29 protein-coding genes are annotated in these 23143 nt (G+C 37.9%); 22 read left to right on the top strand and 7 right to left on the bottom strand.

Annotated features, from left to right (window positions below):
* Positions 1-460 precede the first annotated feature (460 nt).
* On the bottom strand, positions 461-1513 hold the full coding sequence (locus V7138_RS03930) for a M42 family metallopeptidase (RefSeq protein ID WP_335394456.1): 1053 nt from the start codon (positions 1511-1513) through the stop codon (positions 461-463).
* A 154-nt stretch (positions 1514-1667) separates the two neighbouring features.
* On the opposite strand from V7138_RS03930, the gene V7138_RS03925 reads away from it, so the two are divergent.
* From V7138_RS03925 to V7138_RS03910, 4 genes are all read left to right on the top strand, one after another.
* Positions 1668-1970, top strand: a complete 303-nt coding sequence (locus V7138_RS03925; RefSeq protein ID WP_335394455.1) for a rhodanese-like domain-containing protein — start codon at positions 1668-1670, stop codon at positions 1968-1970.
* A gap of 147 nt (positions 1971-2117) precedes the next feature.
* The gene (locus tag V7138_RS03920) at positions 2118-2648 is read left to right on the top strand and encodes a hypothetical protein (protein ID WP_335394454.1); all 531 of its coding nucleotides are present in this window, start codon (positions 2118-2120) and stop codon (positions 2646-2648) included.
* Between the two features lie 63 nt (positions 2649-2711).
* Positions 2712-3278, top strand: a complete 567-nt coding sequence (locus V7138_RS03915; protein WP_335394453.1) for a hypothetical protein — start codon at positions 2712-2714, stop codon at positions 3276-3278.
* 48 nt (positions 3279-3326) lie between these two features.
* Complete coding sequence (locus tag V7138_RS03910) at positions 3327-3512, top strand: sporulation protein Cse60 (RefSeq protein WP_335394452.1); 186 nt, start codon at positions 3327-3329, stop codon at positions 3510-3512.
* Positions 3513-3544: 32 nt separating this feature from the next.
* On the opposite strand, the gene V7138_RS03905 is transcribed toward V7138_RS03910, so the two are convergent.
* Positions 3545-4819 (bottom strand): NAD(P)/FAD-dependent oxidoreductase, encoded by a 1275-nt coding sequence (locus V7138_RS03905; RefSeq protein ID WP_335394451.1) that lies wholly within the window; start codon positions 4817-4819, stop codon positions 3545-3547.
* Between the two features lie 17 nt (positions 4820-4836).
* Positions 4837-5229, bottom strand: coding sequence for a thiol-disulfide oxidoreductase DCC family protein (locus V7138_RS03900; RefSeq protein ID WP_335394450.1), 393 nt, complete (start codon positions 5227-5229; stop codon positions 4837-4839).
* Between the two features lie 217 nt (positions 5230-5446).
* Between V7138_RS03900 and V7138_RS03895 the strand changes: the two genes are divergently transcribed.
* A complete protein-coding gene (locus V7138_RS03895; RefSeq protein ID WP_335394449.1) occupies positions 5447-7081 on the top strand; it encodes a putative polysaccharide biosynthesis protein in 1635 nt (544 codons plus the stop codon).
* Positions 7082-7149: 68 nt separating this feature from the next.
* Here the strand turns inward: V7138_RS03895 and V7138_RS03890 are convergent, their stop codons facing one another.
* Complete coding sequence (locus V7138_RS03890; RefSeq protein ID WP_335394448.1) at positions 7150-7353, bottom strand: hypothetical protein; 204 nt, start codon at positions 7351-7353, stop codon at positions 7150-7152.
* A 130-nt stretch (positions 7354-7483) separates the two neighbouring features.
* On the opposite strand from V7138_RS03890, the gene V7138_RS03885 reads away from it, so the two are divergent.
* Positions 7484-8221, top strand: a complete 738-nt coding sequence (locus V7138_RS03885; protein ID WP_335394447.1) for a pseudouridine synthase — start codon at positions 7484-7486, stop codon at positions 8219-8221.
* A gap of 110 nt (positions 8222-8331) precedes the next feature.
* Here V7138_RS03885 and V7138_RS03880 read toward each other — a convergent pair whose 3' ends face one another.
* Positions 8332-8550, bottom strand: a complete 219-nt coding sequence (locus tag V7138_RS03880) for a DeoR family transcriptional regulator (protein ID WP_335394446.1) — start codon at positions 8548-8550, stop codon at positions 8332-8334.
* A gap of 356 nt (positions 8551-8906) precedes the next feature.
* On the opposite strand from V7138_RS03880, the gene V7138_RS03875 reads away from it, so the two are divergent.
* From V7138_RS03875 to V7138_RS03835, 9 genes are all read left to right on the top strand, one after another.
* The gene (locus tag V7138_RS03875; protein ID WP_335394445.1) at positions 8907-9629 is read left to right on the top strand and encodes an ABC transporter ATP-binding protein; all 723 of its coding nucleotides are present in this window, start codon (positions 8907-8909) and stop codon (positions 9627-9629) included.
* Positions 9622-10767, top strand: coding sequence for an ABC transporter permease (locus V7138_RS03870; RefSeq protein ID WP_335394444.1), 1146 nt, complete (start codon positions 9622-9624; stop codon positions 10765-10767). The genes V7138_RS03875 and V7138_RS03870 overlap by 8 nt, the downstream gene beginning before the upstream one ends.
* Positions 10768-10778: 11 nt before the next feature.
* On the top strand, positions 10779-12188 hold the full coding sequence (gene pepV, locus V7138_RS03865; RefSeq protein WP_335394443.1) for a dipeptidase PepV: 1410 nt from the start codon (positions 10779-10781) through the stop codon (positions 12186-12188).
* A gap of 192 nt (positions 12189-12380) precedes the next feature.
* The gene (gene thpR / locus V7138_RS03860; protein WP_335394442.1) at positions 12381-12950 is read left to right on the top strand and encodes an RNA 2',3'-cyclic phosphodiesterase; all 570 of its coding nucleotides are present in this window, start codon (positions 12381-12383) and stop codon (positions 12948-12950) included.
* Between the two features lie 15 nt (positions 12951-12965).
* Entirely contained in the window at positions 12966-13355 is a 390-nt protein-coding gene (locus V7138_RS03855) for a CidA/LrgA family holin-like protein (RefSeq protein WP_335394441.1), read from the top strand.
* A complete protein-coding gene (locus V7138_RS03850) occupies positions 13352-14038 on the top strand; it encodes an LrgB family protein (RefSeq protein WP_335394440.1) in 687 nt (228 codons plus the stop codon). The genes V7138_RS03855 and V7138_RS03850 overlap by 4 nt, the downstream gene beginning before the upstream one ends.
* Positions 14039-14181: 143 nt before the next feature.
* The gene (locus V7138_RS03845) at positions 14182-14925 is read left to right on the top strand and encodes an NERD domain-containing protein (protein ID WP_335394439.1); all 744 of its coding nucleotides are present in this window, start codon (positions 14182-14184) and stop codon (positions 14923-14925) included.
* A gap of 90 nt (positions 14926-15015) precedes the next feature.
* On the top strand, positions 15016-15951 hold the full coding sequence (locus V7138_RS03840; protein ID WP_335394438.1) for a diacylglycerol/lipid kinase family protein: 936 nt from the start codon (positions 15016-15018) through the stop codon (positions 15949-15951).
* A 257-nt stretch (positions 15952-16208) separates the two neighbouring features.
* Positions 16209-16997, top strand: coding sequence for a phosphotransferase family protein (locus V7138_RS03835; protein ID WP_335394506.1), 789 nt, complete (start codon positions 16209-16211; stop codon positions 16995-16997).
* Here the strand turns inward: V7138_RS03835 and V7138_RS03830 are convergent.
* On the bottom strand, positions 16992-17270 hold the full coding sequence (locus V7138_RS03830) for a YtzH-like family protein (protein WP_335394437.1): 279 nt from the start codon (positions 17268-17270) through the stop codon (positions 16992-16994). The two genes, V7138_RS03835 and V7138_RS03830, sit on opposite strands and share 6 nt — an antisense overlap.
* Positions 17271-17461: 191 nt before the next feature.
* Here V7138_RS03830 and trmB point away from each other — a divergent pair, with 191 nt between their 5' ends.
* Entirely contained in the window at positions 17462-18106 is a 645-nt protein-coding gene (gene trmB / locus V7138_RS03825; RefSeq protein ID WP_335394436.1) for a tRNA (guanosine(46)-N7)-methyltransferase TrmB, read from the top strand.
* Positions 18107-18219: 113 nt separating this feature from the next.
* Entirely contained in the window at positions 18220-19065 is an 846-nt protein-coding gene (locus tag V7138_RS03820; protein ID WP_335394435.1) for a YtnP family quorum-quenching lactonase, read from the top strand.
* Between the two features lie 38 nt (positions 19066-19103).
* On the opposite strand, the gene V7138_RS03815 is transcribed toward V7138_RS03820, so the two are convergent.
* Entirely contained in the window at positions 19104-19412 is a 309-nt protein-coding gene (locus V7138_RS03815) for a PepSY domain-containing protein (RefSeq protein WP_335394434.1), read from the bottom strand.
* A 159-nt stretch (positions 19413-19571) separates the two neighbouring features.
* On the opposite strand from V7138_RS03815, the gene V7138_RS03810 reads away from it, so the two are divergent.
* From V7138_RS03810 to V7138_RS03790, 5 genes are all read left to right on the top strand, one after another.
* Positions 19572-20645: a M42 family metallopeptidase gene (locus tag V7138_RS03810; RefSeq protein ID WP_335394433.1), complete on the top strand. Its 1074-nt coding sequence runs from the start codon at positions 19572-19574 to the stop codon at positions 20643-20645.
* Positions 20646-20712: 67 nt separating this feature from the next.
* Complete coding sequence (locus V7138_RS03805; RefSeq protein ID WP_335394432.1) at positions 20713-21228, top strand: DUF84 family protein; 516 nt, start codon at positions 20713-20715, stop codon at positions 21226-21228.
* A 128-nt stretch (positions 21229-21356) separates the two neighbouring features.
* Positions 21357-21854, top strand: coding sequence for a hypothetical protein (locus V7138_RS03800; RefSeq protein ID WP_335394431.1), 498 nt, complete (start codon positions 21357-21359; stop codon positions 21852-21854).
* 98 nt (positions 21855-21952) lie between these two features.
* Positions 21953-22267, top strand: a complete 315-nt coding sequence (locus V7138_RS03795) for a thioredoxin family protein (RefSeq protein WP_335394430.1) — start codon at positions 21953-21955, stop codon at positions 22265-22267.
* 52 nt (positions 22268-22319) lie between these two features.
* Positions 22320-23117 carry a DUF1444 domain-containing protein gene (locus V7138_RS03790; RefSeq protein ID WP_335394505.1) on the top strand — a complete coding sequence of 266 codons (798 nt, stop codon included), beginning with the start codon at positions 22320-22322 and terminating at the stop codon, positions 23115-23117.
* Positions 23118-23143 lie beyond the last annotated feature (26 nt).

The following is a 23143-nucleotide window of genomic DNA, read 5'->3' as shown; positions in this document are numbered from 1 at the left end:
GTGTAGTTGTCTAAAAGGCATGTGTATTTTGACAAGAGTGCTAGAGTGTGAGAAGAAACTGTCAAAAAGCGGAGCTGATTCTGACAGGAAAGATGGGTTTAGGAAAGAATGAGTCAAAATGAGAGATGCATTTGGACAAAAATACTAGAATGTGAGAAGAAGCTGTCAAAAAGCGGAGCTGATTCTGACAGAAAAGTTGGGTTTAGAAAAGGGTGAGTCCAAAAGAGTGGTGCATTTGGACAAAATGCTAGAGTGTGAGAAGAAGCTGTCAAAAAGCGGAGCTGATTCTGACAGAAAAGTTGGGTTTAGGAAAGAGTGAGTCCAAATGAGTGGAGCATTTGGACAAATAAATCTGGAATCCAGAAGGGCGCGTCAGCTTGGAAGTTTGTAAAGCTTACATCCCAAAAAAGTCCAGGAACGATGTTATAACAACATTCCTGGACTTTTATTTTAGTAATTTTTACTCAACCATATCTGATTGAAGATAATGATAAATGAGTTTTGTTGTATTTTCGATTGAATCTTTATGTGTACGCTCAAATGCGTGTGAAGAGTCAATTCCAGGTCCGATTAATCCGTGGATAATATCATGTCCTGAACGAATCGCTGCTGATGCATCAGACCCGTAGTAAGGATAGATGTCTAGCTTATAGCCGATTTCGTGTTTTTCAGCAAGCTGGACAAGCTTTTTACGGAATGCATAATGGTATGGACCGCTTGCATCTTTTACACAAATCGAAACCGTGTACTCGTCTGTTGATTGCCCATCACCCATAGCTCCCATGTCTACTGCTAAATATTCCACAGTTTCAGGCGTGATATTGGAGTTTCCACCATAGCCGATTTCCTCATTATTCGAAATAAGAAAATGGGTTGTATATGGGAGTTCGATGTTTTCTGCTTTGATTTGTTTGATCAGTTGAAGCAGAATACCAACGCTTGCTTTGTCGTCTAAATGCCGAGATTTAATATAGCCTTTAGGTGTAACCTCAACCCGTGGATCGAAGGAAACAAAGTCACCAACTTCAATTCCAAGTGCGCGAACCTCATCCGCATTTTTTACTTTTTCATCAATACGGACTTCCATATTGTCTTGGTTACGCTCAGCCTTTCCAGCATCTTTATAGACGTGAACGGATTGCTGATGCATTAGGATGGTACCAGTAAAGAATTTGCCTGTTGATGTCTCAATTCGGCAGTATTCACCTTCAATGGAGTTATATTTAAATCCGCCTATGAGATCAAGCTTTAGTCGACCACTTGGTTTAATTTCTTTTACAATAGCTCCTAATGTGTCCACATGGGCTGTTAGCATACGATGCTTATGTGTATCCTTCCCAGGGATAGTCGCGATAAGACCGCCCTTACGATTTCTATATGTATCGACATTTGCCTCTTTTAGAAGCTTTTCTACGAATGTAATCACTTCATTTGTATTTCCAGATGGACTTGGAATTGAAACTAATTCTTTAATCAACTGGATTGTTTCATCAGTATTCGGATAAGTCAACATCAGTTCCCCCTTGGTTTTAAGCTAGTTTTATCTTACTCCTTTTTAAATAGAAATTCTAGTTTTGCAAAACGTGGAAAATGAGGTTGCAGAAAATTGTATTCCGCATTTTGTCTTTGTTATAATTGTCGAGATAAGTTTTGAAAGGATGGGACCTATGATTGAAGAAATCACAACCGATGAACTGAAACAAAAGCTAGAGAATGGCGAGAAGCTTTTATTAGTTGACGTAAGAGAAGATGAGGAAGTTGCTGAGGGCATGATTCCAGGGGCTAAGCATATAAAAATGGGAGAAATTCCAGATAACCTAGACTTTTTTGAAAAGGACAAAGAATATATCATTATTTGCCGCTCTGGTGGCAGAAGCTTTAACGTTTGTGCATATCTAGATGACCAAGGCTATAAAGTCCGAAACATGGTCGGAGGCATGATGAATTGGACAGGTGAAACGAAACGATAAGCAGATTTCTAAGTGTGGATTCTCAAATGAATTCACACTATTTTTTTGGTTTGGAAATATTAATAATTAATAAAAAATTATTGATAAACAATAAAATATGAGTTAAAATCTAACTAAAATAATTGATATAAGATTTAGGAGGAGAAAATGACACTTTTTTTATTGCTTGGTATATTGTTATTACTTATTTTGGGGATAAATCGAAACAAGCTTGTGCATATGATTGGTCCCAATCACAGAATTGTAAAGAAACTATCAAGCTATCATTGGTCCCAAAGTCCATGGTGGAGCGGGTTATTTTTATTTGTGTTAAACGGACTTTTATTTGGCGCGACTCTTCTAATACTCTCCGGATTGAGCTTTTTAATGATTCCTTATATTCATCTATTGATTATGGTGGGAGCTGTAGTTATAAGTTTGGTTGCGTGGATAATTGTGCTTAATGCTTGGAACGGTGGGAAAAAGGACCGTTTACTTAGGGGATTTATTGGCAGTAGTTTTTATTTAATACTCTCTTTTATTTTCATCTACATGATTGTTACACTGAAGCCACAAATTCCGGGGGATGATACATTCATGGCATTTATCGGTCTTGTCATGGCGTTCACGGTCTCAGGAGTTGCTTTCATTACCTGCTTCTTATTTACAGGCTTGTTTGAAAAAAAGGAAATACACTAATTTATTCCTGCTGTGCAACCTTTCATCCCCATTTTCGACTATACCTAAAAGGGGGTCGACAGTTTGAAATATATAAAAGGGCTACTTGTCCTGCTGTTACTTTTTCTGCTATTTATTGGTCTATTTCCTCGTCAAGCATCAGCATGTTCTTGTGCTCAACCGGAATCGGTAAAGGATGAGTTAAATCGAAAAACGGCTGTATTTTCTGGAAAAGTCATTGATCTTGTAGATGAAAATAAATTTTCTTACACCCAATCAAGTGCGGATCCAATTCAAGTGTTATTTGAAGTTAATGAAAGCTGGAAAGGACCCAATACTTCACAGATCATCGTAAGCACTGCAAGGTCTGGGGCGAGCTGCGGATTTGAATTTGAAGTAAATAGGGAATATCTTGTATATGCATATGGGGATATCGACCAATTAGAAACGGGCTTTTGTGAAAGAACGGCCTTGCTATCTGTAGCTGGTGAGGATTTAGCTATACTTGGACAGGGGAAAGAACCAACGAAAACAGTGGATTTACGAGATGAAATTGGAAAATCAAATCTTGTTTTCTACCTTCCCATCATTGCGATTGTGTTAGTTGTAGGATTTATAATCCATAAAAGAATAAAAAAACCTAGATTATAAGCTTAACAATCTTAAACTCTGTCAATACTAGTAGTGGAGGTGGAGTTTATGACGTTAAAAGTAAAGGTTTTTGATGAAGAACATGAAGAAGATTTAGAGCATAAGATGAATAGATTCTTTGAAAAAGTGGATGAACATGATATTGTTGAGGTTAAATTTCAGGTCGGGGTGTCATGTGACCAAGAGGATGGACAAATTTTTTGCTTTTCAGCCATGATCATTTATAGAGCCTAACCCACAAAACTGCTTGTGAGTTAGGCTCTATTTTAGCTTGAGAAGGTAGTTGCTAGCTTCCCTGCATTTTCTCCGGCTAATCTCCCTGTCACAAGGGCAGAGGTGATATTATAACCACCCGTATATCCATGAATATCAAGGATTTCTCCACAGAAAAAGAGCCCCTTCATAAACTTTGATTCCATTTCCTTTGGGTGAATTTCCTTAATAGAAACCCCACCACCTGTTACAAATGCTTTTTCAATCGGCAATGTCCCGTTGACCGAGAACTGAAATTGTTTGCAGTCTTTAGCAAACGCACGTATGCTGTCATGTGACAAATTTGCATAGGTGACCTGTGGGTCAATAGCATTTTTCTCTAATAAAAAGAGGAGATACCGTTCGGGTAAAAATCCTTTTACTATATTTTTAAACGCCTTCTTGGGGTCTTCTTTAGTTAGTTTCATAATCTGTTGAAAGAATTCCTCTTCATTCATGGTTGGTAATGCATCAATACTCATGACTACTCGGTCTACATTAAATTTCTTCATCGTTTTTACAACAAACTGGCTGCAGCGCAAAATAGCAGGTCCCGAAATTCCAAAATGAGTGAACAGCATGTCCATTTGATGGGTGATTACTGTTTTACCTTTTGGATTTAAGACACTAACAGCAACGTCTCGAAGTGCTAGACCTTGTAAGGTTTTGCTTTTGATGAATTCTTCGTCAGAAGTGACTGGAACTTCAGTTGGAAATAGATCCGTGATTGTATGACCTGCTGCTTCTGCCCAAGCATATCCGTCACCAGTTGATCCTGTTTGTGGCACGGACTTACCGCCGACAGCGACAATAATACATCTAGCCTCAATATATTCACCATCTCTTAAATGAACACCCGCAACATGTCCATCTTTATATTCAAGCTTAGCAACAGGTGTGTCAGTTTCGATCTGTACATCGAGTTCCTTGAGTTTAGTTAACAATGCATCAACGACTGATTGTGCTTTATTCGTTGTCGGAAACATCCTGCCATGATCTTCTTCTTTAAGCTGAATCCCTAGCTTTTCAAAGAAAGCAATGATATCCTCATTATTAAAAACAGAAAATGCACTATATAAAAAGCGGCCATTCCCCGGAATGTGCTTAATGATTTCGTCGATTGGAAGCCGGTTTGTGACATTACAGCGCCCTCCACCCGAAATCGCAAGCTTTCTCCCAAGCTTATTCCCTTTATCTAAAAGAAGAACCTTCGCCCCTTGCTCACCTGCGGCTATCGCAGCCATCAAACCCGAAGGCCCTCCTCCAATTACTACTACATCATACTGCAAATAGAACACTCCTTATGTCAGTCTAAAAATCGCTTACGAACCTCTGGAGGTGGAAGCAGACAGCTTTCCTGTTTTCCAAACCATTTATAACGATTATTGGCAATTACATGATAAAATATATCCCGAATTGGTGTTGGAATAATTCTACATATAGATAATAAGCGATAGGCCCCCTTAAGATTACGACAGATTCTAAGGGCTGCATTTGATTTTGTAAAATAACGTTCACCTTCAATTAATACGAAACTATTCATATCCTCAGGAATCCCATGTTTTTTCAATAATGCTTTTCCTGCTTCACTTTGAAGGGACGCAAAACGATACATTTGTTTCGAATCTCTTTTCAAGATAAACTGCACACTGCTGTTGCAAAAGTTACAAACGCCATCAAACAAGATAATATGATTCATGGCTTTCCACACTCCCATATTTTCTTATCTACATCATATCATGGGAACAGTGGTTAGAATAACGTTGAATTTCAAAACCAACAAGTCTAAACTATACATGACAAAGCGAAAGAAGCCAATATGTCATGAAACTGACATATAAATGTAGGTTATTAATTTTTATAAATGTGATAAACTTGATTAGTTAGTCTTCAAAAATATAGATTGGGGATTTAATATGGCAGATTCAAATTCAAAATTACTGCGTGGGACGTTTGTCTTAACCCTTGCTACATATATTTCTCGAGTACTTGGAATGATTTATGTTTTTCCATTCGTTTATTTAGTTGGAGATATTGGTACTGCCCTTTATTCATACGGATATGCCCAATATACCATTTTTCTGTTTATTTCTACAGCAGGAATTCCAGCTGCTGTTTCCAAATTTGTTTCAAAATATAATTCATTAGGTGATTATCATACAGGAATGAGGATGTATCGATCCGGCTTAATCGTAATGGGGCTTACCGGTCTATTAGGCTTTACGATTCTTAACATAATTGCACCTATAATTGCACCAATCGTTCTTGGTGGAGAAGATGCTAAAAATACAGTTGAAGATGTTACTTTTGTGATTCGAATGGTGAGTTTTGCCTTACTTGTTGTCCCAATTATGAGTATTCAGCGTGGCTTTTTCCAAGGCCACCAGTCAATGGGACCGACGGCTGTCTCCCAGGTTGTAGAACAAATTGTTCGTATTCTTTTCGTCCTGTCTGCAACCTTTATTGTGATGAAGGTAATGGACGGTGAAAGGGTATTCGCAGTTGGATTAGCCACATTTGGTGCGTTTATTGGAGCACTAGGTGGGTTAGGAATCCTCCTTTGGTACTGGATTAAGCGGAAACCATACCTAAATGAAATGCTCGCAAAAAGTAAACCGCAAACAGATATGACAACAAAGGAAATGTTCAAGGAATTATTCTCCTACGCTGGACCATTTGTCCTTGTGGGGCTATCTATTCCACTCTACCAATACGTAGACCAACTAACCTTTAACCGGACAATGATGGGAAACGGTGTCGATAAAGATATATCTGAAGGTTTATTTTCCTATGTAACATTTATGGTTCCCAAATTAGTTATGATTCCTGTATCCTTGGCAACGGCGTTTAGCTTGACATTAGTTCCAACGATTACAAACTCATTTACATCAGGTGATTTTAGCCTACTAAGAAGTCAAATTGATAAGACATTTCAAATTTGTGTTCTGTTAGTTTTACCTGCAGTTGTGGGTTTATCAGTATTAGCGTATCCAACCTTCAATGCGTTATTTGAGATGAATGAGGCTGGTGGTCGAATTCTAAGATGGTACGCACCGGTTGCAATTCTATTTTCGTTTTATTCGATTTCAGCAGCTATTTTACAAGGAATCAATAAGCAGAAATTTGCTGTCGTGAGTTTGTTTATGGGACTCATTCTAAAGATCAGTTTTAATAGTCTGTTTATCACCTGGTTTGGGGAGATTGGTTCCATTCTTGCAACTGCTTTAGGATACACAGTAGCGATTTCTTATTGCTTCTGGATGATATCCAGACATGCAGGATATAGTTATTCATTGTTTGCAAGAAGGACGCTATTAATGGCTATCTTTGCAACATTGATGGCATTGGCGATTATGTTGGTTGAATGGTTATTATCATTTATTGTTGGTTATGAGAATGGAAGAGGCCAGTCCGTCTTTGTTGTGATCATAGGAGTTGCTGTCGGTGCTGTTACGTACCTATATCTAGCCTATCGTTCACGCCTTTTAGAAGTATTACTTGGGCATAGATTTGCATTTTTATCTAGAAATAGGAAAAAGGCTGTGCAGTAAGTGACAGCCTTTTTTTGAATTCTGTGTGAGATTCAAATATTCCCGGGTGTTAGAAGGTTCTCTTTAATTTAGCCCTGGAAAGTACCAAAGCCTAAACGGCGCTCAATGCGGTCGACACGGCGGTCTAAACGATTAATCTGATTTTCTAGCCTTTGAATTTGGCGTTCAAGACGGTCTAGACGACGATCGACATTGCCGCCACCGCCCCCACCAGGAAATCCAGGGTAGTAAGGTTGTTGACGATAATCATAGTCATAATCATAATAATACATTGTGGTATCGCTCCTTTTCTTTTTAAAGGTACAGTAATACTGTAGTGTATGTTAGGAGGGCGTTTGTGCAATGAATAAAATGCCTATTCTTTTAAAGATAGGTATTCGCACAGGTTAAGGAGGGAAATGCATGCGAATTGATAAATTACTGGCCAATCGGGGCTTCGGAAGCCGAAAAGAGGTAAAAAGCTTATTAAAATCTGGAGCCGTACAATTAAATGGAGTACCGGTCAAAGATTCTAGCAAGCATGTAAAAGTGGACAGTGATACGGTTACTGTTCATGGTGAAGTGGTGGAATACAAGGAATTTATCTATTTAATGTTGAACAAACCTCAAGGCGTCATTTCGGCAACTGAGGATAATCTTCATGATACAGTTTTAGATCTGTTAGAAATGGAAGACACGGTTTACAAGCCTTTTCCAGTAGGGCGTTTGGACAAGGATACGGAAGGGTTGTTACTTTTAACAAACGATGGGCAGCTTGCTCATCAATTGCTTTCTCCAAGGAAACATGTCCCGAAAACATATTTAGCTATCATTGAAGGTGAGGTAACTGAAGAGGATGTTGAAGCTTTTCGAAACGGAGTTACCCTTGACGATGGATATGAAACAATGCCTGCTGTTCTCACAATCATAAGCAGTGGTCTACGTTCTGAAATCGAAGTCGTCATCGAAGAGGGGAAATTCCATCAAGTTAAGCGAATGTTTGAAGCAGTAGGGAAGCGTGTTGTCTATTTGAAACGAATTAAAATGGGGCCCTTGCCACTCGACGAAACGCTTGAACTTGGTGAATATCGTGAACTTACCGACCAAGAAGTTATGCGATTAAAAAATGATACGAATAGTAGCAGGGGCTGTTTGGTATAACAGCCCCTTTTTTTCATTAGAATCTAATTTCTTCATATGTATCTGTATGAAAAGGCCTTCTATTGTGAAGTTATTTGCTACCTTCTTCATGCGCCCCTTTTGTTTTGTTGCTACGATATTTTGACTTTCTTCTTTGTGATGGTCCATTTTCCTCGGCTAGGGCTGCGAACCAAATCATTATATGCTAACACATTCAAATCACGCTGAATGGTTCGTGATGTAGTTCCAAATTCATCCACAAGCTCCTTTGTTGTTACAGTCCCTTTTTCGTTAATAAACATGTAGACTGATTTGATACGAGTTAACATACGGTTTGTTGAAGGCTTCAAAAAACCACTCCTTATCATTTTTGTACATGACGAACATGCCTCAGTCGTACCCTTAAATTGATATCTGAAAATAAAGATCTACAACAGGTTTCCCTTTTTTGAGATAGCAATCTTATATATATGTCCCATATCACCCCATTTCCTTTCAGGTGCGTTTGCTATATATATATAGTTGTATCTGAATAGTATGACTATTTCTGCATAAATTATCAAGAATCAACATTTTACTTCTATTATTATCATAAATTAATTCTACTATTCTGTTTTTTACATTTTTATTACAGTTTGGTAAAGCTTGTTCACGATTGGGAAACCTTTTTCCTGATTGTACGTATGTAGTGGTGGAGGGATTGTTCATGGAACAGACATTATTAGAAGTCTTGATACAGAATTCAGGCTATGATGAAAACCATAAGATAATTGAAAATCTTTCTTTTTCAATTAACAGCGGTGAGATGGTTGGACTAATAGGTCCAAATGGAGCTGGTAAAAGCACAACAATCAAAACGATTCTTGGTTTATTGGAAAATACCAATGGGAAGATTGATTTTATCAATAACCATACATACGCGTATATTCCGGAAAGACCGGTTTTTTACGATGAGTTGACTTTATGGGAGCACCTTGACTTGGCGGCAGGAGTGATGGAAATTGGGGATTCTGTGTTTAATGAAAGGGCTATGAACTTACTCAAGCTCTTCCATATGGAAAAAGTAATACATAAACTCCCAAGCACTTTTTCAAAAGGGATGCAGCAAAAGGTAATGCTCATTACGGCTTTTCTTATAAAACCGGATATTTATATTATCGATGAACCATTTGTTGGCTTAGACCCGATGGCCATGCAAGACTTTTTAACGCTTATTGATTCGGAGAAACGGCGTGGGGCAGGAATCTTGATGTGTACACATGTTCTAGATACTGCTGAAAAAGTTTGTGATCGTTTCCTGTTAGTTGCAGGAGGTAGATTAAAAGCACAGGGAACTCTTGCTGACATTCGCATAAAAGCTAATCTACAGGATGGCTCACTCCTTCGATGTTTTAACCGTATCGTCCAAGGTGAGTCATCCCATGGATAAAGATTTGTTTATGACTCGACTTCGTAAAGAAGCAGCCTATCAGTGGGGAGTATTTAGAAGTGTAGTAGACTTGACAATATTTCTATATGTATTCATCCCAGCTATGGCAATCGGAGGTTACCATTATTATATCTGGTGGTCTGAAATTCCAAGTTGGTTCACCGGCATCTCACTTTCACTTATAGTAAGCTTCGTTTATTTCTTCTGCTGGCAAGGTCAAATTCGGACATTTTTAGAGGAGGCAGACCAATTATTTTTATTGCAAAAGGGCTCGCATGTGATTACGTTGAAAAAATGGACTAGAAATCTATATGTACTTGGTTATAGTGTTGGAATCCTCTTTATAGTTGCAGTATTAGCCCCTTTTTTATTAAATCATTATCTTATCACCGTGAGTGAAGTTCTTGTATTGTCGATTTATTTTATTAGTTTAAAGGCTCTCGTACTTGGATGGAAACAATACTTAAATGGAATTACTTCAACTTGGAAAAAGGGCTTTTTCACGTGTTTGCTTTTTGTTGCCTTATGGGCTTTTTCTACATCATTTGTAATTTGGTCGCTGAATACATCTGTTATCTTTTTATTAATCATTAGTCTTTTTCAATGGCTTTTGTTTTTATCGAACTCTACTAAAAGGATAAATAGGCTGACAACCTTTTCTACTGATGTTGAGATGGAGAAACAAGCTAAGCTTACGTATATAAATAGTATTTTTGCTTTTTCTGAATATGTGGAAAAAGTACCGAGTCAAAAGAAGCGGAGCCCCCTTTTTTATCGAAACTCAAAACGAATTTTTAAAAAACGCAATCGCAGAAAAAGTCTGCAAGAAATAGGTATAAAGGTATTTTTTCGAAATAAAACTTATATCTTTCAATGTTTGCAAATCACAAGTGTCACCACGGTAGCCTTGATGGTCGTCCCCCCAATTTGGATCAAGTGTTTACTCTTTTTGGGGTTTATTATCATTATTAGAATGTGGGTAAAGCTTATAATAAATCGGATCATGTCGAATCACTTTCTCGTGAACGTGAGAAAAGATGATATTATTCGTAATCAGGCGGAACACTATATTGTGAATTTCATTTCGCTTCCTGTACTATCAATAGTGGGATTAGTATTAATACTTATTTTATTGTAAGGAGAATTCAGATGGAACAAATCAACTGGATAGAAGAAGTAGAAAAACGTAAAGCGCAACTTATAAGTGACACTCAAAATTTTTTGCGAATAAAAAGTGTCCTTGATGAAGAGAATGGAACGCCTACTGCTCCATTCGGAGCGGGGATTGATGAGGCATTACACTATTTATTGGATAAAGGCAGCGAGGATGGCTTTACCTCCAAAAATCTTGATGGTTATGCAGGTCATCTTGAAATGGGCTCAGGAGAGGAATTAATCGGGATTCTATGCCATATCGATGTTGTGCCAGAAGGTGATGGCTGGTCCAGTGATCCTTATGGTGCAGAAATTCATAATGGGAAACTAATCGCAAGGGGTTCATTGGATGATAAAGGCCCGACAATGGCAGCATATTACGCAATGAAACTAATTAAAGAATTAAATCTTCCGCTTTCAAAGCGGGTTCGAATGATTATTGGAACAGATGAAGAAAGTGATTGGCGTTGTGTTGACCATTATTTCAAACACGAGGAAATGCCGACAATGGGCTTTGCACCTGATGCAGATTTTCCGATCATTTATGCAGAAAAAGGAATTGCAGATTTTGATTTAGTTCAGAAATCAGACCATTCTTCTGAGGGTGAGCTCCACTTAGAGTCATTCAGTTCGGGACGTCGCTATAATATGGTTCCGGATTTTGCTGAGGCTAAACTGGAAGGTAAAGTTAATTTACGCGAGATGGTCAATGAGTTTCATGAGTTTTTAGACAAGAATTCCTTTGTGGGACGCGGGATTTGTGATGAGGATACCGTGATTTTTCAGTTAGAAGGCGTATCAGCACACGGAATGGAGCCAGACCATGGGAAAAATGCCGGTCTATACTTAGCATCCTTTTTACAAAGATATTCATTAGATGATAAAGCAATGCATTACCTACGTAACGTGAATGAGTATTTTGTAGGCGATTCAAGGGGAAGAAACTTAGGTGTAGCTTATAGCGACGACATCACGGGAGACTTAACCATTAATGTTGGAAAGCTGTCTTACACTGCTTCAGAAGGTGGAAGACTTGGTTTGAATCTTCGATACCCTGTAACTAATGATATGGATGATACGAAAAAGAAACTTGAAGAAGTATGTCAGAAAATTGGCTTCGGCCTTGAGAATTACAGCAATTCAGCACCACACCATGTAGATAAGAATCATCCATTAATTCAAACCCTGCAAAAAGTATATGAAGAACAAACAGGTGAAGAAGCGACTTTAGTTTCAATTGGTGGAGGTACCTATGCAAGATCTTTAGAAGCAGGTGTGGCCTTTGGACCGTTGTTCCCAGGCCGACCAGACGTTGCCCACCAAAAGGATGAATTTATTTTAGTAGACGACTTACTTAAAGCGACGGCAATCTACGCTCAGGCGATATATGAATTAGCTAAATAATTATATAAGTTAGCGGCCCGCCATAGATGGCGGGCTTTTGTAATGAAATTTGCTAACGACGATAGAACCGGATTATCGCCGATAGCATCCAATTTATTACCTCAACTAAACACAACCCTCCACCTCAAGTTTCCCTTTACTCTTAAGTTTGCTAAAATGATACAATAAATATTGTAAAAAAGGGGCTTTCAAATGGAGCATCAAACCCATTATTTTCTTGCATTGGCACTTCCGGCTGAGACAAAGGAGCTATTATACAAATGGCGAGGACTTCTTGAACAAAGGCTATCGTTCAAGTCGTGGGTCCATCCAGAGGATTTACATATTACGCTTGCTTTTTTAGGAGGGCAGGCTACCTTTAAACAGCTAACGGCAATCAAAAGGCAAATGCCTGATATTGCCAAGCAACACGAAAACTTTAATCTTCAATTAAATGGATTAGGAACTTTCGGTAAAAAAGATTCGCCGCGAATCTTATGGGCAGGTGTGGACGAGAGCGAGTCATTACGTAAGTTGCAAAGAGATGTTTATGTAGCTTGTACAGACTTGGGCTTTTCTCTTGATAAGCGGCCATTTGCTCCGCATATTACAATGGCCAGAAAATGGAGCTCGGAAAGTCCATTTTCGCCTACAGAGCTAAACGAAATCGTCCAACCTAAGGAAGAAAAATCGATTGTAAAAGCGGAGCATTTCGTATTATATCAAACCCATCTGAACCGAACGCCAAAGTATCAGCCGTTATCTATTTTTTCATTGAAATAAAAAGGGGAATTTCCAATGAAATATGTTAAGATTTGCATTCAAATCGCCTTTTTATATTTAATCTATTGGGTGGGGACCTTGATACAAGGGCTATTACACACATCCATACCGGGTAGTATTATTGGGATGATTTTTTTATTTATCTTGTTGCATACAAGATTAATTAAAGAAAAATGGCTGGGGGATGGGGCACAGTTTTTGCTCAACATTTTAGCACTTCTCTTTGTACCGGCAACCGTTGGGATTATGGATTACCTATCCTTTTTTAATGGGAAGGGTATTATTACGGTGGCCATTGTGTTGGTAAGTACATTTCTTGTTATGCTTATTTCAAGTGTAGTTGGTGAAAAAATAGCAACCAGGAAAGAGAAAAGCAAGAATATGGGGGAGGGCTTCGGAGCATGACTACTGTTTTTACAATTGCGTCGATTGTTTGTACGATTTTCATTTTCCTAGTAATGACGAGACTGTATAAACGAATTACTCACCCATTACTCGTGCCAATTGCGACGACGACATTTGTCATCCTTATCTTCTTGCTCATCTTCTCCATTCCATATGAAACCTATATGTTGGGGGGGAAATGGATTGATGAGCTACTTGGTCCTGCGGTTGTGGCATTGGCCTATCCTTTATATCAAAATCGCGAATCTCTAAAAGAATTTTTCATGCCAATTCTCATTGGTGTCTTTGTAGGCTCAACAACTGGAATTGCAACAGGACTTTATTTTTCGAAAATCTTCGCTATAGATCCTAAAATCATGCTTTCGATTGCTCCAAAGTCAGTTACGACACCGGTCGCGATGGATATTGCAAGTGTAACAGGAGGGATTCCTGCGCTTGCTGCCGTATACGTCATGATTGCGGGAATATCAGGTGCCATGTTCGGTCCATTGCTTTTAAAAATGGTGAAGGCTGACCACTTCGTTGGTGTTGGCTTAGGATTTGGGACAGCTTCACATGGAATAGGTACCGCAAGAGCGCTAGAAATTGGAACAAACGAAGGGGCGATAAGCTCAATTGCAATGATCTTAAGTGCCGTTTATACGGCAATCATTTTGCCTGTGTTAGTTTCTCTTTTACTATAGGATTATGTCTAGCTCCAGGAGCAATCAGCCCGAGGTCACAAGTCAATCGCTTCTTAAGGCCTGAAGCGCCTTCTGTCAGTGCTTGTCTTGTGGTTATCGCCAAAGGCTACGCTCCTTGGCTTTTATTAAGAGGTGTAATAAAGTTGGGACAATTAATAAAACTGCAGGATTATGTTTCACGATATGAGGTTGATATGTTTCGGTATCCCGGACAGTTTATCCGCATGAAAAAGCAACAATGGGCGAGAACGAAAGCAAAAAAGTCAGGGTCCGTTGATAATTTAAAGCATCAATTTCTTGACCATATTTTGGAGTTTCAGATGAAATGGGCAAGCTCAACAGTCCGTGAAAAATCGTATGTCGACAGGGAATTTTATAAGGATCCAGATTTAAAATATTTTCTACAACGATTTCCCGACACCTATCTTGTCCTCTATCGACCCATCTTCAAATTGAAAAAAGCACCTGTTGAAGTAGAAATCATTCTCATAAGCCCTACAACAACCTGGCTAATCACCATCCTTGAGGGTGAAGAAAACAGTGTGTTCTTAGGTTCAAATGAACGGTTTTGGACTGAGAAAAGGGGGCGACATGAGAAAAAAATATTATCACCTATGATTGAATTGGATCGTATGGATGGGATTGTCCGTACAATTTATTCTTTATATGGTATCGAATTACCAATCCGAAAGGTAATATTAAATCGAACAGGTTTCGTTGATTTTCCACTCGCCCCTTTTGATGTCGAATTAGTAGAAAAAAGGAATTATGAAGAGTGGTTTACTTCATTACGAAATATGAGTTCTCCATTAAAACATATGCAGTTAAAAGCGGGCAATGCTTTATTACAATATTGTCAGACGGTTTGTGTACGTAGAATGGATTAGGATGCAGGAGCATCCTTTTTTCATGTTGCCTTCTTTGATAATATAAAATACTATTAAAGCATGAATGTCGAATTTTCTAGAGGATAATCTATGAAACTATTAATTTTTATTGTGAATCAAAAGGCCGGAAATGGAAAGGGATTAAAAGTTTGGAACAAGCTTAAGCGAGAGCTTGAACGGAAGAGAGTCAATTACCGCTCATTCTTCACAAAATACCCAAATCACGCGCAGGAATTAGCACGACAAATAGGATCCATGTTTGAAGACAAAGTCGAGGCCGTGGTGGCGGTTGGCGGTGATGGAACGATTAATGAGGTTATCAATGGCATGGTATATTACCCTGAGATTAAAGTGGGCTTTATCCCTGCTGGATCTGGAAATGATTTTTCAAGAGGGTTTAACGTTCCAAAATCACCACTGGACGCCCTCTCCTTTATTCTTCACAACCAAACAAGGAAGGGTAAATGGTTTGACATTGGAAAATGTAAGCTCGGGGGAAAATCGAATAGCTCTTATTTTGTGAGTAGCTTAGGTACAGGGTTTGATGCAGCAGTTTCAAAACTAACAAATGAATCAAAAATGAAGAAATATTTAAATAAAGTTCATTTGGGGTCTTTGGCCTATGTCGTTGCACTAATTCGCCTTCTTTTTAGCTATCGTTTAACAAATGTTTCGATAAACATAGATGGAAAAGACTATCAATATGAGAATGTATGGTTTGTTACAGTTTCAAACCAACCCTTTTATGGTGGAGGGATGAAAATTTCCCCAAAAGCTAGCCCGTTGGATGGTTACTTCGATATAACTGTCGTACATAATCTTACGAGATTAAAACTCTTATTCATCTTTGTTACAGTGTTCTTTGGAGCCCATACTAAGTTTAGAGAGATTGCTCAACATAAGGGAGTCCGGATTAAAATTGATTCAGAACAGAAAATGCTGGTGCATGCAGATGGTGAATTAATTGGACAAATCCCTGTACAGGTGGAGGTCCAACACAGAAAACTTCCGTTTTTGGTAAAATAAGACTAAATGGTATCATTTTCTAGTGTCATTTTTCCTATAAATTATTACCGAAATGTTACTTTTTCTTGACTTTAATTGTAATTCAACGCTAAAATTTAGTAAGATAGCTATTGTTATATAGATCATCAATAGCTGTCATTTTTTTATGTCTAGCTCTAGCGCTTAGCCCATAGGTTACAAACGTGGCAATACTTAGTGATGATCACTCAGAGGCGCTTGTGCTTTTCTATTATTTTTCAGGAAATGTTGTGTTGAAATTGGAGATAAACTGGCTTACATACGTATTAGGCAACGAGTGGGAATTCTCCCCGGCGGGCGGTGCAACGGGAGACGCGTATTTTGCCCAATTAAATAATAAAAAAATATTTCTTAAAAGAAATTCCTCCCCATTTCTGGCCGTTCTTTCAGCAGAAGGGATTGTTCCAAAGCTAATTTGGACGAAACGTCTGGAAAATGGCGATGTTGTGACTGCACAACAATGGCTTAGTGGTAGAGAACTAAAGCCAGTTGATATGAATGGTGAAAATGTAGCAGGGTTACTTAAGAAGATTCACCAGTCAAATGAACTTTTAGATATGCTAAGACGTATAGGAAAGAAGCCTATAGAAGCAAAAGATGTTTTAGAAGATGTTATCCAGAAATTACATCCTGATTTACTAAAAATTGATATTGTGGACAAAGCAATTAAGTTCTTAGAGCAAGAACAGGATAATATTAAAACAAACCAGAATGTCGTTTGCCACTCAGATGTCAATCATAATAATTGGTTATTATCAGATGATAATGAGCTCTATTTAATTGATTGGGATGGAGCAATGATTGCAGACCCTGCTGTCGATATTGGGATGCTTTTACATTGGTATATAAAAAAAGAAGACTGGCCAAAATGGATCAGTCTTTACGGAATGGAATTAACGGATCATTTACTTCTCCGCATGAAGTGGTATGTGGTTGCACAATCACTAAATCTTTTAGCTTTGTATCAGCTGAAAAACAAGGATAAAGAAGTTCTTCATTGGCTGCAATATTTAGAGAAGTTGTTATGAGTATTGGTCAATATCAGAAATCCACTGGCCAATTTGATTTTGATGCGATTCAATATGGTTATCTAGATGTTGAGCATATTGCCCTTGTTGACTATATGAATAGACATCGTTTAACACTTGTTTTACACTTTGGTCAATATTCGGATTGGCAATAAGAGATTGAATTAATCTACCTAATTGCTCACATTCAGAAACGGTTCCACAACAATCCATTTGATGATTGGATAATATATCCTTTAAAATATCCATTTGGTGTGTATGATCTAGTGGCAATTAAAACACTTCCTTTTTGATGTTGTCTATATACTACATTTCCATGAAACGTTCTTTTTTATACGATGTAAAACTGGAAACTCACCTGCTGGTGGGTTTTCTTTAATTGAGGAATAATAATAGAAAGCATTGCACGAATAGGTGCGACATGTTATCCTTTTGTGCGATACAATTAAAATGAGGTGGCAATCATGCGTTTACGCAATAAACCGTGGGCAAAGGAAAAATTAGCGTCATACCCACAATACGTAATCGAAAATCCAGTTGAACAAAAAGGGAACTGGACTCAAATTTTTGGAAATGATAATCCGATTCATATAGAAGTTGGGACTGGAAAAGGAAGATTTGTTACGGAAATGGCAAAAGCTCATCCTGATATTAACTATATTGGGATTGAGTTATATGAAAGTGTGATCGTGTCGGCTTTAGACCGTGTGATTGAGGCAGAAATTCCTAACATCAAATTATTGAATCAAAATGCAGTAAACCTGAGGGACTTTTTTGAAAAAGGTGAAATTGACAGGGTTTATCTTAATTTTAGTGACCCATGGCCAAAGACCCGTCATGAAAAGCGTCGTTTAACCTACAAAACATTTTTAAAAATGTATGAAGACATTCTTGTTGAAGAGGGGGAAATCCATTTTAAAACCGATAATCGAGGGTTATTTGAATACTCGCTTAGAAGTTTTTCGGAATATGGGCTTCTTTTAACTTTTGTAAGTCTTGATTTGCATAATTCGGACTTTGAAGGAAATATCATGACGGAGTATGAAGAGAAGTTTTCTGAGATGGGGCATCCCATTTATCGCTCTGAGGTTTCATATCAACTTAAATAACTGCAACTAATCCCAACAACCATCAGGTTGATGGGTTTTTTTAATATAGTGACACAAAACTCGAAGAATAATGATAAAATGAAGGCATCAGAAAGAAGAGAGGTGGGGAAAATATGGAGCAGCTTTCAATTGGTGATATTACACTTACTTGGCTTAATGGAGGAGTAACAAATTTAGATGGAGGCGCCATGTTTGGTGTTGTCCCTAAACCATTATGGTCAAGAAAATATCCCCATAATGAAAAAAATCAAATCGAACTTCGGACGGATCCAATCCTTATCAAAGCGGGCACACAACATATTTTAATCGAATCAGGAATCGGGAATGGGAAGCTAACAGATAAACTAAAACGAAATTTTGGTGTTCTTGAGGAATCTTCCATTGAGCAATCATTGACAGAACTAGGACTTACAACACGAGATATTGATATTGTCCTAATGACTCATCTTCATTTTGATCATGCTTGTGGGCTTACAAGGTGGGAACAAGATAAATTGGTTCCAACTTTTGAGAACGCTGTCATTTATACTTCTGAAGTGGAATGGGAAGAAATGCGAAATCCAAATCTCCGTTCAAAAGCTACGTACTGGAAGGGTAATTGGCAAGCAATTGAGCATCAAGTAAAGACGTTTAGTGAAAAGCTTAATATTGCTGAAGGAATAACGATGGTACATACTGGTGGGCATAGTGCTGGACATTCCATTGTATTATTAGAAAGTCAAAATGAACGAGCGATCCATATGGCTGATATTATGCCAACACATGCACACCAAAATGTATTATGGGTGTTAGCATATGATGATTACCCAATGACATCAATCGAGCAAAAACAAAAATGGATGAGCGAGGGACTTAGTAAAGAAGCGTGGTATATTTTTTATCATGATGCTTATTATCGAGCAATCAAATGGAATCAAGCAGGAGAAATGCTTGATTCCTTAAAAAGAATTCGTGAATAGAAAAAGCTTATATGAATCACTTATAAGCTAAAGTACCTTTATAAAGGATTCACCTCTAAAATGGAACCTGTTTTTGCATCCATAACAAATTCGTATTGGTGGCTTTCTTGATTTACCTGACGGGAAATGCCACCTTTGTATACTTGATACTGAATTCCTGACTTCGAGTAGTCCTCGGTATTCATTTGAATCCAGGATCCATCAATGGTTCCATTTTTTTTAAACGCTTCTTTCGCCATTTTTAAGGCTTTATCACCGGGAATCGTTGAGTCACTGAGCGCTTCTTTTAAAAGAAGAGCACTTGCAAAACCGACACCAAAACCAAGAAAAAACTTATTCCAGCTCATATTTCCCCTCCTAAACGATCTTAATCCATACCACAAGTATACCTAGATTTTTAATAATTCGCTATGTTTGCTATGGTAACAAAAAAACAATTTCGCTATACTAAATAATGTACATAATTAGAAAAAAGGCCACGTTTTTAATTTGGAAGGAGAATTTCAATGAAACAAGATACATTAGAGCTATTTAAGACGTTAACCGAGCTACCTGGGACTTCAGGAAACGAACACCAGGTAAGAAAGTTTATGCGTTCTGAACTTGAAAAATACTCAGATGAGGTTGTACAAGATGGATTAGGTAGTATTTTTGGAGTACGTCGCAGTGATGTTAATGGACCAACAGTCATGGTCGCAGGGCATATGGATGAAGTTGGTTTCATGATCACTTCCATCACAGATAATGGAATGCTTCGATTCCAAACACTTGGCGGCTGGTGGAGCCAGGTGCTTCTAGCACAACGAGTTCAAATTATTACAGAAAATGGTCCTGTTATCGGGGTAATTGGTTCAATCCCGCCCCATCTTTTAGAAGAGAGCCAACGGAATAAACCAATGGATATTAAAAATATGTTAATCGATATTGGTGCTGATGACCGTGAAGATGCGATCCGCATTGGGATTAAGCCTGGCCAACAAGTGGTGCCGATTTGTCCATTTACACCGATGGCAAATGAAAAGAAAATTTTAGCAAAAGCATGGGATAACCGTTATGGCTGTGGTCTATCTATCGAGTTGCTTAAGGAATTGCATGGCACCCCATTACCGAATATCCTTTATTCTGGAGCAACTGTACAAGAAGAGGTAGGTTTAAGAGGGGCGCGAACTTCTGCAACAATGATAAAACCGGATATTTTCTATGCACTTGATGCAAGCCCGGCTAATGATATGTCTGGTGATAAAAATGCATTTGGTAAGCTTGGACACGGTGCATTACTTCGTATTTTTGACCGCACCATGGTAACACATCGTGGCATGCGTGAATTTATTTTAGATACAGCAGAATCAAATGATATTAAGTATCAATATTTTGTCTCTCAAGGTGGTACAGATGCTGGCCAAGTTCATCTTTCGAATGAAGGAGTGCCATCAGCAGTTATAGGTATTTGTTCTCGCTATATTCATACACATGCTTCCATTATTCATGTTGACGACTATGCAGCTGCGAAAGAATTACTTGTTAAGCTTGTAAAATCATCTGACCGCACAACAGTAAATTCCATTCGACAAAATGGGTAAAAATAATTAAACAAGAACGTGCTCGGCATTTGCCGAGCATTCATTTTGAAAAAGAGGTGTTTTTACATTGTTACAAGTTGCAATTGGTACAAAAAATCCTGCGAAAGTGGATGCAATCAAGAATGGATTTGATGGCATTGAAGCAAATTTTTTACTTTCATCTGTACCCTCAGGTGTATCTGCTCAGCCTTTTTCAGATGAGGAAACCATTCAAGGTGCGATTAATCGTGCAAAATCTGCTCTCATAAAAGAAGGTGCTGACCTTGGGATTGGTCTTGAGGGTGGCGTGGTTGAATCTGAATTTGGGTTGTTTTTATGTAATTGGGGGGCCATCATTGACAAGAACACTGAACCAATTATTGCAGGTGGTGCAAGAATCCTTCTACCTGATGAGATTGCTGACGAATTGAAAAAAGGCATTGAGCTAGGAGACGTCATGGAAGAATTCACAAAGAAAAAAGATATTCGCAAAGATGAAGGTGCAATCGGCATTTTCACTAATCACTATGTGAATCGAAAAGACATGTTTACTCATGTTGTAAAACTTCTAGTTGGTCAATTTACATATAAGAATAATGCTTAATCAATCATTTTTAAAAATGGTACTTATTTCATATTGATTAAAATTTAGAGATTAGTCTTGCAACATAGAAATTAATAGGTTTATTATAGAAAATAGAGATATATATGTATTAAAAGGGGTGAGAGAAAATGAAACTGGGGAAAGCCCTTTTTCTAACCTTACTTTTGATAGTAGGACTTTTGTCAGGTTGTGCTTCAATAGAAGATGAATCTAAGGAAACGGTTACATCTGTCAACACAGCATTTAACGCTCAACCTGAAAAAACAAATAGTGAAAATGGAGACGTATCCTTTTATTTGCCATCTACGATGAAAATAGAAAAGAAGGATGAAAATAACGTTATCCTCCAAAAGGGAGATCAAACCTTTATTTTATTTGTGAATCCAAATGAAAAACGGACTAGTGATGTCGAGTATAAGGCGATTAATGCCAAGGAATTTGCGGTTGACCAAACCTATACGGACAAAGAACGATACGGATACGTTAAAGCTTTTGAAATCGAGGACAAGCATTACCTTGTAACAGTTGGCATAGGTGGTATTAAGATGACAACAGAAGCAAAGGTAAGTGAGATGTCAGAAAGTGCCTCAGAAATGATGAAAATTGTTTCATCTGTTCAATACTAAATAAACGATGAAGCCCCGCTATGTGCTAGGGGCTTTTATTTGTTTTTGGATAGAGAATATATGATAATAGGTGCATACGAAATTTGGAGGTAATAAAAATGAAGAAACTTGAACATATAGATCAATATCAAGAGGTTATCCAAAACGGAAAGACAATCTTAATGTTTTCGGCTGATTGGTGCCCTGATTGCCGCTTTATTGACCCATTCTTGCCTGAAATTGAAAGCTCATATTCTGACTACACATTTTACTATGTAGACCGTGACGAATTTATCGATTTATGTGCGACTTTAAATGTTTTTGGTATCCCTAGCTTTGTGGCATACGAGAATGGAACAGAAACAGGTCGATTTGTAAGTAAAGACCGTAAAACGAAAGAAGAGATTGAGCAATTTATTAATGGTCTCTCTTAATCAAAAGAAGAGAGAGGAGATAGAATTTATGGACTCAACAAATAATAGAAAAATGGATTCTAAAAAATTAAAGAAAATCATTCAAGATAAACTTGCGAAGCATAACTGGCATTTTTCTTTTGATTCTAAAAAGGATACATTACGTATTGAGGACAAGGAAACGAAGATAGGTACAACAGTTACACTTCCAGGAATTGTTGCGAAATATCAAGAGGAAGGCCCAGCAAGTCTTGATGAAGTAATCTATTATATTGAAGAATCCTTAACGGTTATGAATCGTAAGCTTGAGCTTGAAGGAAAAGAAAAAAATATTTTTCCAGTTATTCGTTCAACCTCGTTCCCGACTCAATCAAATGAGGGGGTAGACTTACTATTTGATGATCATACCGCGGAAACAAGAATTTATTATGCACTCGATTTAGGTACAACATACCGTTTGATTGATCAAAGGTTACTTGAAAAAGAGAATTGGAAGTTTGAACGAATTCGAGAAATTGCAAGGTTCAATCTTCGTTCATTGGATGTTTCGTATAAAATAGATGAAGTTGCAGGAAATACCTTTTATTTTATCAATAAAAATGATGGCTATGATGCAAGCCGTATTTTGAATGAAGCTTTTTTACAAAAAATGAGCCAGCAAATAAAAGGAACGATGGCTGTGGCTGTGCCGCATCAGGATGTTCTGATTGTTGTTGATATACAAAATGAAACGGGATATGACATTCTTGCACAAATGACAATGAGCTTTTTCGCAAGTGGACGTGTTCCGATTACAGCACTATCGTTTCTATATGAAGACGGTGAGCTTGAGCCAATTTTTATCCTTGGGAAAAATCGGCCGAGAAAATAAAATGTACTATATCAAAAGTCGCTAGG

This window comes from Bacillus sp. JJ1533 (genome assembly GCF_036965045.1).
Taxonomy (GTDB): Bacteria; Bacillota; Bacilli; order Bacillales; family Bacillaceae_L; genus Ferdinandcohnia.
Note: the sequence above shows the minus strand (reverse complement) of the source record. Positions and strands in the feature narration are given on the sequence as shown.

Bases quoted from the DNA above. Each gene is read 5' to 3' on its own strand.
- V7138_RS03930 (WP_335394456.1), bottom strand. From the start codon at position 1,513: ATGTTGACTTATCCGAATACTGATGAAACAATCCAGTTGATTAAAGAA.
- V7138_RS03925 (WP_335394455.1), top strand. From the start codon at position 1,668: ATGATTGAAGAAATCACAACCGATGAACTGAAACAAAAGCTAGAGAAT.
- V7138_RS03920 (WP_335394454.1), top strand. From the start codon at position 2,118: ATGACACTTTTTTTATTGCTTGGTATATTGTTATTACTTATTTTGGGG.
- V7138_RS03910 (WP_335394452.1), top strand. From the start codon at position 3,327: ATGACGTTAAAAGTAAAGGTTTTTGATGAAGAACATGAAGAAGATTTA.
- V7138_RS03900 (WP_335394450.1), bottom strand. From the start codon at position 5,229: ATGAATCATATTATCTTGTTTGATGGCGTTTGTAACTTTTGCAACAGC.
- V7138_RS03895 (WP_335394449.1), top strand. From the start codon at position 5,447: ATGGCAGATTCAAATTCAAAATTACTGCGTGGGACGTTTGTCTTAACC.
- V7138_RS03890 (WP_335394448.1), bottom strand. From the start codon at position 7,353: ATGTATTATTATGATTATGACTATGATTATCGTCAACAACCTTACTAC.
- V7138_RS03885 (WP_335394447.1), top strand. From the start codon at position 7,484: ATGCGAATTGATAAATTACTGGCCAATCGGGGCTTCGGAAGCCGAAAA.
- V7138_RS03875 (WP_335394445.1), top strand. From the start codon at position 8,907: ATGGAACAGACATTATTAGAAGTCTTGATACAGAATTCAGGCTATGAT.
- V7138_RS03870 (WP_335394444.1), top strand. From the start codon at position 9,622: ATGGATAAAGATTTGTTTATGACTCGACTTCGTAAAGAAGCAGCCTAT.
- pepV (WP_335394443.1), top strand. From the start codon at position 10,779: ATGGAACAAATCAACTGGATAGAAGAAGTAGAAAAACGTAAAGCGCAA.
- thpR (WP_335394442.1), top strand. From the start codon at position 12,381: ATGGAGCATCAAACCCATTATTTTCTTGCATTGGCACTTCCGGCTGAG.
- V7138_RS03855 (WP_335394441.1), top strand. From the start codon at position 12,966: ATGAAATATGTTAAGATTTGCATTCAAATCGCCTTTTTATATTTAATC.
- V7138_RS03850 (WP_335394440.1), top strand. From the start codon at position 13,352: ATGACTACTGTTTTTACAATTGCGTCGATTGTTTGTACGATTTTCATT.
- V7138_RS03840 (WP_335394438.1), top strand. From the start codon at position 15,016: ATGAAACTATTAATTTTTATTGTGAATCAAAAGGCCGGAAATGGAAAG.
- trmB (WP_335394436.1), top strand. From the start codon at position 17,462: ATGCGTTTACGCAATAAACCGTGGGCAAAGGAAAAATTAGCGTCATAC.
- V7138_RS03820 (WP_335394435.1), top strand. From the start codon at position 18,220: ATGGAGCAGCTTTCAATTGGTGATATTACACTTACTTGGCTTAATGGA.
- V7138_RS03815 (WP_335394434.1), bottom strand. From the start codon at position 19,412: ATGAGCTGGAATAAGTTTTTTCTTGGTTTTGGTGTCGGTTTTGCAAGT.
- V7138_RS03810 (WP_335394433.1), top strand. From the start codon at position 19,572: ATGAAACAAGATACATTAGAGCTATTTAAGACGTTAACCGAGCTACCT.
- V7138_RS03800 (WP_335394431.1), top strand. From the start codon at position 21,357: ATGAAACTGGGGAAAGCCCTTTTTCTAACCTTACTTTTGATAGTAGGA.
- V7138_RS03795 (WP_335394430.1), top strand. From the start codon at position 21,953: ATGAAGAAACTTGAACATATAGATCAATATCAAGAGGTTATCCAAAAC.
- V7138_RS03790 (WP_335394505.1), top strand. From the start codon at position 22,320: ATGGATTCTAAAAAATTAAAGAAAATCATTCAAGATAAACTTGCGAAG.